Origin of the sequence: Dietzia sp. DQ11-44 (assembly GCF_014145205.1) — a bacterium.
Lineage (GTDB): Bacteria > Actinomycetota > Actinomycetes > Mycobacteriales > Mycobacteriaceae > Dietzia > Dietzia natronolimnaea.
Genome location: NZ_JAALEC010000208.1, coordinates 1 through 897, shown reverse-complemented (window position 1 = coordinate 897; position 897 = coordinate 1). Strand labels below are relative to the sequence as shown.

The following is an 897-nucleotide window of genomic DNA, read 5'->3' as shown; positions in this document are numbered from 1 at the left end:
TTGCGCGGGCCGGTGCCACCGAAGATGGCGCCCTGCAGTGTCTTCTGCTGCATCGCCAGGTCCATGATTGACACCTGGGCGTCGACGGCCATCATGTCCCCCAGGCCCACCACGACACACCGGCGGCCCTTGCCCGTGAGGAGCAGACCGGGGAGCAGGTCTTTGCCCTCGACCACGCCCATCGTGAGGATGACCAGATCGGCCATCCGACCCCAGCTGATCTCTCCGACCAGTGCCATCGCCTCGTCCATGGAGCTGCAGGTGTGGGTGGCCCCGAACTCCTTGGCCTTCTCGCGCTTGAACTCGACCGGGTCGACGGCGACGATAGCGCGCGCACCCGCCGCCGCTGCACCCTGGACCGAGTTGATGCCGATCCCACCGACTCCCACGACCACCACGATGTCGCCCTCCTTGGCGCCGCCGATCTCCGTGGCCGAGCCCCAACCGGTGCACACCCCGCAGCCGAGAAGTGCGGCTTTGTCCAGCGGGATGTCCTTCTCGATCTTGATGACGGACGACTGGTGCACGGTGACGTGCGGGGCGAACGTCCCCAGGAGGCACATGGTGGCCACGTCCTCACCGTCGGCGGTGTGCACCCTGAAGCCGCCGTCGCTGATCGCACGCCCGGTGAGCAGTCCCGCGCCGTTGTCGCAGAGGTTCTGCAGGCCCTCTGAACACGGCGGGCAGGTACCGCAGGCGGGGATGAACGCCAGGACGACGTGGTCTCCCTCCTCTAGGCCGATCACACCCTCGCCGACCTTGGTGACGACCCCGGCACCCTCGTGACCGCCCATGATCGGGTAGGACTCGAACTGCAGGTCGCCGGTGAGCAGGTGCTCGTCCGAATGGCAGAGGCCCGATGCGGCCAACTTGACCTGGACCTCTCCCGCCTTGGGA

General features: G+C 67.6%; 1 protein-coding gene. It reads right to left on the bottom strand.

All coding sequences use genetic code 11. The features are described from left to right. The coding region (locus tag G6018_RS06245; protein WP_182639182.1) for an NDMA-dependent alcohol dehydrogenase at positions 1-897 on the bottom strand (897 nt) is incomplete at both ends.